We start from the raw sequence: 9,747 nt of genomic DNA on the forward strand, positions 1-9,747 counted from the left end.
CTTCGATATTTCAATAACCTTAAAATAAAAATGTCAATATTATTTATATCTGTTATTAATCAGATATTTATATCTCAGTGAAATCTAAAGCTCAGATAGCTGGAGCCCACTTAGGGTCGCGTCGAGTATCAAGATTTGTCTGTCTAATTATTACTAACGATAGATTAATCTGTTGCATTTTTATTATAGCGAACATTTGTCTGCTTTCGAGGTTTGAAATTGTATGTCAGAGAAAACTGAATTTTAGTTTTAGTGAATGCTGGGGGGCGTTTGCTATTGATCTGATTTAAATCGATATAGCCTTTTTATGTCTAGTGCATTATTAAGGTTTAAAGCAGGGAAATGGCATGACAAACAAAAATAAATTATCAACTCGCTTCTATTCAATAAAGAATATTTCTGTTCCTCAACTTATCGAAATGCATAAGTTATTTGTCCAGTATTACAATAACGCCGAGTTTGAAACGTTTGCGACAGATATGGGCAATAAAACGGGAGTTTTTATACTTGAGGATAAACTAAGCAAACGAATTATCGGTTTCTCAACATGGACCGAATTAGAGCTAGATCATGGTAATGAAAAAGCTATCGGTATATTCAGTGGTGATACCGTCGTTGATAAGGCGTATTGGGGAGATAAATCACTTCAAAAAGCTTTCGCAATAAAGTTATTTTCGACAAAACTCAAGAACCCTAGAAAGCATGTGTTCTGGCTACTAATTTCTAAGGGCTATAAAACCTACTTATTGATGACGAACAACTTTCACCAATTTTATCCCTGTCATCAACATCATAACCCGAAGCTAGAGAGTATTGTTGATGAATACTGTAACAAGCTTTATCCGAGCGCTTACTGTTCAAAAAGCCGCTTACTCGATTTTGGTGACGAATATCAAAACCTCAAGGAAGGTGTTGCCTGCATTACGCCAGAAATGAGAGATGAAAACCGTGATATCGACCACTTCGCAAAACTTAACCCAACGTGGGAGAAAGGTACTGAACTACCTTGCGCGGGCGAAGTAACTATAAGTATGTTACTCGATTTCATGCAGCGTAATATGATTCCTTTCAAGAAAAAACAGAGTCGGCAGAGTCTTCGTCAAAAAGCAGGTCAGGTCAGCAAAGAGCTGGGTGATGATTTGCGCCAAAGAGCTGATTCACAGAATTTGGAGCTATCTTAATGTCATTTCTCGGCTCGCTTGCTTCGAAAGGTTTGCATGTTGCGTCACACGCGCTATCCAACAAGGGTGGCGCAAGATTCCGCAGCGCTTGTCGTTCAGTAGAAGAGTCGCAATTATCGATTCTTCAGGGAATACTAGAAAGCGTTTCAGGAACTGAATCCGCAGCCAAGTATCACCTTAGGGAAAATAGCAGCCTCTCCGAGTTCCAAACATTGCCAATTAGCGATTATGATGTTTGGCACGAGCAAATAGAGCGCCAGCAAGCCGGCCGAGAAAATGTTTTAAGCAACATCAAGTGCGAGCGTTATCAGCCCACGAGTGGTTCCACCTCTAAAATGAAGTGGATTCCCTACAATCAAGCCTTCCTCGATGAATTAGATCAGGCAATTAGTCCCTGGATGGCAGACTTATACCGACAATTTCCTGAGATAAAGCAAGGCAAACATTATTGGTCTTTGTCATGGGTCCCGAGCGATCTAAGGAATAAACTTACGAGCAGCATTAACGATGACTTGCAACTTCTCCCTTGGTGGAAGCGTTTGTTTATGTCAGGGACAATGGCTGTTCCTGAAGCCATTTCACTTGCGAATACTTCTGAGGAATCCTCAATTGCAACGGCATGCTATTTAGTTGCTTGCCGGGACTTGTCGTTTATCTCGGTATGGAGCCCAACCTTTGCGCTAAGCCTGTTACAGTTAATCAAAGATAAGCAGCCTCTTATCGTTGAAGTACTAAACTCCGGTCAGTGGCCTGAGACTCTTTCTGGCTTATCACATCTATCCGCACCCAAAAACCCTGACGCCGCTAAGTCGTTAGATGCTTGGGATGGTGAGTTAAGTGCTAAAATGACAAGTATGCTTTGGCCCAAACTTGGTCTCATCAGTGCTTGGGACACCTCATCATCTAAAATTTGGGCGAACAAACTACGCGACTTGTTTCCCCATTGTCGTTTTCAAGGAAAGGGCCTTTGGGCCACTGAAGGCGTCATTAGCTTCCCGTTTCAGGGGAAATACCCATTAGCACTGACTAGTCACTTTTATGAGTTTGAGGACCTGGACACCAATCAAATACATACTAGCTGGCAGCTAACGGAGGGCCAGAATGTACGTCCCATTCTAAGTAGCTCTAATGGTTTACTTCGCTACGCGATGAATGACCAGCTGAAGGTAACCGGCTTTTTAGATCAATGCCCTTGCTTTGAATTCATTGGACGCCTTAGTGGTGTTGATATGGTGGGTGAGAAACTGTCGCCAGAGCTGGCAGTTAATATTATTAATGAGTTTTCCATGCATGACGCTATTTTGCCAATAAGCTTACTCGCGCTCCCTTCTTATTCTGAAGCAAACTTACCTCGCTATGCTTTGTTATGCGAAAACCAGGCTACATATAACAGACTTAACACTTGCGAGCAGAAAAACCTACAGGTCGAACTTGATCGCGAACTAGAAGAATTTTTGCTCCAGAACTTTCACTATAAACTTGCTCGCGAACTTGGTCAGCTCGATCATGCGCACGTTTTGCTCATGGAAGATGCCATGCAGGTTTATACCTCGCATAAGATAGCGCGTGGCATGGTGGCTGGTAACGTTAAAATTGAACCTCTGGTACTTTGGCAAAACGAACTATTCTCTCCTCAATGCTCGAGCGCAAGCAATGAACAGCAAAACAGAGTCGAGGCCGTAAGCTAATGAGCCAGCGCTACGAAATTCGCCCCGCCGAAGATGGTGATTCAGCTGCACTACTACGCCTGATTGATCAAACGCCACAGGAAGGAGAAGTGCACCTGAATTTTGAGCGCGCACCTAACTTTTTTCATGCAACAAAGGTGACCACAACAGATCCGGATGTTTGGGTCATGATTGATCATAAAACAGAGACCTTGTTGGCCTCATTCAGTATTGGTAAGCGCGAAGTTTATGTCGACGGCGAAAAAAGATTAACCCGTTACGGCAATGATCTACGTATTCACCAGGATTATCGTGGCGGAAGGACACTGTTACGTTTATTCAAAAAGTATCGAGAACTGATGCAGGATGAGTGGATGCAGACTGTGATATTGGACGAGAATAAAGCCTCTATCAACTCAGTCGGAAGTGGCCGTCTAAGTTTGCCGACTTATCACCAGGCCGGACAATTTCGTACTTATATGGTAGATCTGTATAAGAAGCAGCATAAAGCCACAACACTTTTAGTGCGACGAGCTAGCAATGCCGATAAAGCTCAGATGCAGTCTTTTTTCGATAAGCATGCGCCATCAAAGCAATTTTACCCTGTCTATGACTTTTCAAAAATTGGCACCAAAGACAATTACTATCGCGGGGTCGATATCGAAAATTATTTCCTCGCTTATGATGACGATGAACTTATCGGTATGTGCGCCGTATGGAACCAAAAAGATTTTAAACAAACGCGCTTTGTATCCTACCAAGGCAAGATGAAAGCCCTCAGGCACATCAATAATATTAAGAGTAAATTCTTTGGCGGCCTCCAGCTACCAAGTCCTGGAAGTTTAGCGAGCTACCTTAGCCTTCACACGGTTCTTTGTGCCGACAACCGGATTGATATCTTTCAAGATTTGCTGAGCTGCATCCTTAAAACCTATCACGCAAGTGATTATGAGGCGCTTATCTTTGGTTTTGATACGCGCGACCCTTTACACGAAGTTGCAAAAAACTTGAAGGCATATCAGCTTTTAAGTAATCACTATCTCGCTAGTTATGGCGATGACCCGAGCAAAGAAATGAAGCAACAGGGCTTGTTTTATCTCGAACCAACACGTCTATAATTAGCAGTAAGTTATGATGCAGTATCTAAAAAAATATCGTTCCGTCTTCCTCGCGCTTATCGTCGCGCTTGGCCTGATTTCTTGGCTCTACGATAACGCACCCGAGCCTGAGCAAAGTACTCAACAGAACCTGGCGCCAAGAGTTCCTTACACAGAGGTAATCGAAAGCAGCCAAGCGATTCCAATCTATAGTCGCGGTAGAGTATCTGCCTCAGAAGTTCGTCAGATTACCAATCAGGTACCCGGCCTGGTCAAACGTGTCAGCAAAGAGCTTAGTATAGGCGCAAGGGTCAAGCAGGGCGACATTCTCATTGAACTTGAACAACAGCCTTTTGTACTCGATATCGCACAAAAACAAGCTGAACTTGACCGAACTAAACTTGAATTAGTCAGAGTTAAAGCAAAGGCGGCTGTCGCACAAAAAGGCCTAAAACGAAACGCAACTGACTATGCGCGTCATATACCACAGGTGCGCCATGCCAGCAGTCAAGTTTCGGCCGCGGAAGCCGCCTTAGCTTATGCAAAACAACAACTCAAGAAGACTGTAATCAGAGCACCAATAGATGGCAAAGTCATTAAACTGAGTATTACTGAAGGCGAGTACATACTGGCTACCTCAAATGTTGCAACAATCTATGGGACTGACGAAGTTGAAGTCCGACTCCCGTTAAATGACCAGCAAATTGAAATTCTCGGTCTAAATCATAAAGGCTACTTGGGCAAAACAAGTAAACCTATTGCTAGCTTGAACAGCTATCAAAACCCGACAAAACAATGGCAAGGACTTATCGACCGAATTGAAGGGGAGCGCGATAGAAATCAGCTTCTTTATGTTATTGCGCAAGTTTCAAGCAATAACGCTTCAAACAAATCTAGCAAGAGCTTACTACCAGGCTCCTTTGTTGAAGCAAGGATCGAAGGGCAAGTAATCAATAATTTAAAGCTAATTCCTCGTAGTGCTGAACCTGCCAACAACACTGTTTGGACGATTGATAACGATATGCGCTTACACAGAAAAAATATCGAACTAGTGTATCGTGGCAAAGAGCTATCCTTCGTAAAGGCGGGATTAAATGCAAACGAACGTATCGTTACCGGTTCATTTCATTTAATGGCAGAAGGTATGAAAGTTGAGCCTTACCTAGCCAATGATCTCGCGCTTATTGAGCACCCTGTAGCGAGTACAATTCAATGAAAGGTGCGATCGCATGGTTTGCACATAATCCGGTTGCCGCCAACTTGCTTATGTTTACCGTGTTTGCCTTGGGTTATATCAGCCTGCCCGATATTCGCAAAGAGCTGATCCCAAATGTGTCCCTTGAACGTATTGGGATAGATACGAGCCTGCCTGGTGCGTCAGTTGAAACCATAGAATCTAGCATCTGCAAGCCAATCGAAAACCAGATTTATGATATTGAGGGCACACTTGAGCTTAGCGCTATTGCGCATGAGGGTTTTTGCTCAATGACTCTTGACGTAGCAGACGGCTACCTCACGAAAGATATACTAGATACAGTTAAAAGCCGTCTCGAAAACTATGATGCCTTACCAGACGAGGCAGAAGAGCCAACCGTCAAGGAATTGATTGTACGTAATCGCGTTAGTAAATTAATTCTCAGTGGCACCGCGGACTACGCTAGCATGAGCAAGATGGCGCGAAGCATACGCAGTGAAATCCTCGAAAACGATAACATCAGCATCATCGACCTAGAAGACGTTAAAGACTCTGAAATACAAGTCTATATCCCGGCACATAACTTAGAGCAATATCAAGTTAGCTTCGAAGAGATCAGTCGTCTAATTAGGCAACAATCAAATCAGTTACCAGGTGGCGTATTAAAAACCCATGACGGTGACGTACTAATCACCAGTGATGCTAAAAAAAGTGATGCAGAGGGTTATCGAAATATCATTATTGCCTCGAATGCTGACGGTGCCGAGGTAAGACTAGGCGATATTGCGAGCATCATCGACAACCGAAATAGCCCGCAAAGTCAGGCATCCTTTGACCACCGTGCAGCGGTTTCTCTCGATGTCTATCGTGTTGGCAATCAGAGTATTGTTACCATTGCCGAGGCAATTAAAGGCTATATAAAGCAAAAGCAACTGCCTGACAACATGCACTTATACGTTTGGCAGGACGAAGCAAAAAACTTTAAAAGCCGCATTGATTTATTGCTGGAAAATGCATTCAGCGGCCTCTTGCTACTCTTTGCGCTCTTGGTTCTGTTTCTTAATTTACGTCTCTCATTTTGGGTCAGCCTGGGAATACCATTTTCGTTTTTTGGCAGTCTGTTATTAATGCCCTCACTGGATGTATCCATCAATATTGTGTCACTGTTTGCTTTCATACTAGTGCTGGGCATTGTGGTCGATGACGCAGTGATCGTTGGGGAGTCAATTCATAGCCAGAATCAGGCAGGAAAATATGGTAGTGAAGGCGCGCTTGCTGGTGTCTATGACGTATATAAACCGATACTTTTTGCAGTCACTACAACCATTGTAGCCTTTTTGCCTTTACTGTTCTTACCAGGCCCCGAGGGTCAGTTAATGCAGGCGATACCTATTATAGTTATTTGTATTCTAGTGTTTTCGCTCTTGGAATCGATCTTTATTCTACCTGCGCACTTATCCCGTAAGGCATCAACATCAAGCGACGAAAAGAAAGACAGTCTGTTAAGTAAAATACAAAAGCAATTCAGCCAACACCTCGATAAATTAAACCAAGGTTTATATCAACCTTTATTAGTGATGGCTCTAAAACATAAAGAACTGGTTATCGTTAGTTTTAGCTTAATGTTTATCATCTTTATGGTCTTACTATCGACTGGTTGGATGAGAGTGGCGTTGGGCGTCGCGATTGATGCAGAGGTTGTTAATGCCTCAGTTGCTTTTCCGGAGGGCGCTTCACGCAAAAAAACTGAAGCTGCAGTGAATAAAATGTTGAAGGCAGCGGAAGATTTGCGTATTGAGCTAAACGAGTCTTCTTCGCCCAGTATTAGTGAACCTGTAATCTTGCACGTTTATTCGGTTATCGGCCCAACGCTTAAGATATCGAATCAGGAAAACAAACAAAACCTTGATCATACCGCCCAAGTAACGCTAGAACTGTCTGACTCAAAAACGAGAGAGCGTAGCGGTCAGGAAGTCTTAAACCGTTGGCGCGAGTTGATTGGCCGTATTGATGGAGCAAGCAAGCTTAGTTTTAGTTCTAGCCTAAGCCCCTCAAAGCCTGATATCAATATTGAGCTTTCCGGTTATGATCGCTTACAGCTTGAAACTGCTGCGAAACAGTTAAAGGATAAACTGAGTCATTACAGCGGAACTTATGACTTGGCAGACTCCCTTAATGAAAAGAAAAAACAGGCGCAGATCACCTTAAAGGATAACGCTATTTCACTTGGACTAACGCTTGAGCAGGTTATCAGGCAAGTCAATAGGGCGTATCAGGGTGAAGTGGTGCAAACGATCCAAACGCAAGATGATGAAGTCGATGTCTGGCTAGGCTTGCCTGAAGAAGAACGAGCTTCGATGTGGTACCTGGAGCACCTGCCAATTTTGATAGCAGATGGCAGCTATATAGACTTGTCAATAATTGCTGATATTCACTTCCGACAGGCACCGAATAATATTCGCCGCTATGAGCGCAAGCGAGTGGTGACCGTGAGCGCATACGTCAATACAGAACATAACTCGGTTTACAATATTCAAAAGGACCTTAAAGAACACTACCTCGACACGCTAGTCGCGCAATATCCAGATATGAAGTGGGGAACCGCAGGTAAACAAAAAAGTATTGTGGCGTTTTTAGATATTCTGTTTAACGGTTATCTAATCGCTATCTTCGTAATGTATTTGATGATGGCGGTTTTATTCTCGTCTTACAGTCAGCCCTTATTGGTTTTGTTTGCAATCCCTTTTGGAATTCTAGGCTCACTTTTCGGTCATATGTTATTAAATCTGGAATTAACGCTTTGGTCATTCATAGGTATGGTGGCGGTCAGCGGTATTGTCGTCAATGACAACCTGGTCTTGATGGACTGTATTAATGAGCTGCGCAAGAAGGGCGTGAATATCTTTAGTGCAGTATGCGAAGCTGGCAAGAAACGCTTCAGGCCAATACTCTTAACGTCAATTACAACGTTTGCAGGCTTAACACCTTTGATCCTGGAAACCAGCATTCAGGCTAAGTTTTTAATACCCATGGCCGTATCGCTGGCCTTTGGGGTTATTTTTGCAACACTGATCAGCTTGCTTTTAGTGCCCGCAAGCTACCTATTACTGGATCAATATATCAAGAGCCTAAGCACCGCTAGCAAACAGGTAACGAATAATGCGCTCGACTCCGAGAGCGTTGAAGACGCCTATCAACGCGGTTTTGAGCAGGGCAGTCGAGCGAAGAAGAAATCACAGAGCCCATATAATGATGAGGTATTAACTTCAAGCTGGGAAGCAGGTTGGCTTGATGCGAAAAATACCCTTAACGTTCTCAAGACGGATCAGGCATCATGAGTATATTTCAACGTCACCCGAAAGATCATGTTGCCTTATGGTTTGAACAAAGGCGCAAGCTAGGCGTAAGTGATGACATATATTGGGGGCGATATACGCCTCACACCTCAGAGCAAGAAGAAGCGCTAAAAGTAGATATCTTCCAGCACGCCAATGGTGACGGCATGAGCATAATGAAGCACATGCTGAACGATCTCGGTTTCACCAGTGTGAAGATCCCTAAGTGTAGAGAAACCGGTGAACCTGACACTCAAGAATTGAAAGCGATCAAAGCAAAAGTTCAACCTTACCCTAAAAGGGTCAAATGGCGTTTTTGGAAAGCGGATAATCAAGTAAGCCAAAATTCGGTAGACACTCTATTTTTTGATCGTTATGAAACCGCAGCTATCGAACAACGAGCAAAATCTCTCGATATCCCTTTAACAACCTTTATACTATGGGCGCTAAACCGCTCGGCTGCCAAGCATTTACTTGCAGATTCAAAAAACTGCAATCAAAGCTATTCGTGGTTTTATCCCGTTAATTTAAGGGGGGCAGCTAATTTTGGAACCGACTCAGACTATGCAAATTTCTCCAGTGGATTTTATATCCCTCTCGAAGCGGATATTTCACCTACCCAGTTAAACGACAGAATTCGCGAGCGGCTAAAGTCACGCGAGCATTGGCTGCACTGGCAACAAGCCAAGATAGCTAAATATCTACCTGGCTTTATGATTAGATTTTTATATCGCTACCTCAGCAATAAATCCTTTTACGCTGGCAATTTCTCCGCAATGGGGAACTGGTTAGATGAAGATACCTCTGCCTTACCGAGCAAACAGGCAGAAGCGGTTTCAGCATTACAAAAAGAACGCTGGTTTTGCTGTGCACCAGGAACAAAGAACTATCCGATATCAAGCTGCGTCATGAAGTGGAATGGTCAGCTCGGTTTAACGCTTAAGCTTCATTCTTCGATCGTAAAGGATGACAAGGTTTCGCTTGAAACGCTTTGTGATTGGGGTAATGAGCTTTTTGAAGATAATCTCTTCGACATCAATAGCGCTGTAGGTCGCAATCAAATTGTTTCTTATAAATACACCGACCATTGCCAAGGTATTTAACATTATAATATCCGTATTACCAATGCGGTTTGTAAGACGAAGTCATTAGATTCACTAGTTCACAAAATCTTGAAGCTGGCTAAATTTACGTCAGCTTATTTTACACATCGATCAATCAATACTAGAAAACATCAATAAAAACAAAAAGATAAACTTCTGGCGCATCTAT

Annotated in this window: 6 protein-coding genes; all 6 read left to right on the top strand. The window is 43.1% G+C overall.

The window, feature by feature from the left end:
* Positions 1-347: 347 nt before the first annotated feature.
* The 6 genes from A3757_RS06860 to A3757_RS06885 are packed head-to-tail and all read left to right on the top strand — an operon-like array spanning position 348 to position 9,578.
* Positions 348-1,181 carry a hypothetical protein gene (locus A3757_RS06860; RefSeq protein WP_068510704.1) on the top strand — a complete coding sequence of 278 codons (834 nt, stop codon included), beginning with the start codon at positions 348-350 and terminating at the stop codon, positions 1,179-1,181.
* Complete coding sequence (locus tag A3757_RS06865; protein WP_068510706.1) at positions 1,181-2,869, top strand: GH3 auxin-responsive promoter family protein; 1,689 nt, start codon at positions 1,181-1,183, stop codon at positions 2,867-2,869. Before A3757_RS06860 ends, A3757_RS06865 begins: the two co-directional genes overlap by 1 nt.
* On the top strand, positions 2,869-3,966 hold the full coding sequence (locus A3757_RS06870) for a hypothetical protein (protein ID WP_068510708.1): 1,098 nt from the start codon (positions 2,869-2,871) through the stop codon (positions 3,964-3,966). The genes A3757_RS06865 and A3757_RS06870 overlap by 1 nt, the downstream gene beginning before the upstream one ends.
* Positions 3,967-3,979: 13 nt before the next feature.
* Positions 3,980-5,161, top strand: a complete 1,182-nt coding sequence (locus tag A3757_RS06875; RefSeq protein WP_068553539.1) for an efflux RND transporter periplasmic adaptor subunit — start codon at positions 3,980-3,982, stop codon at positions 5,159-5,161.
* Positions 5,158-8,478 carry an efflux RND transporter permease subunit gene (locus tag A3757_RS06880; protein WP_068510713.1) on the top strand — a complete coding sequence of 1,107 codons (3,321 nt, stop codon included), beginning with the start codon at positions 5,158-5,160 and terminating at the stop codon, positions 8,476-8,478. Before A3757_RS06875 ends, A3757_RS06880 begins: the two co-directional genes overlap by 4 nt.
* Positions 8,475-9,578: a hypothetical protein gene (locus A3757_RS06885; protein ID WP_068510715.1), complete on the top strand. Its 1,104-nt coding sequence runs from the start codon at positions 8,475-8,477 to the stop codon at positions 9,576-9,578. Before A3757_RS06880 ends, A3757_RS06885 begins: the two co-directional genes overlap by 4 nt.
* Positions 9,579-9,747 lie beyond the last annotated feature (169 nt).

It is taken from the genome of Oleiphilus sp. HI0117 (assembly GCF_001635235.1).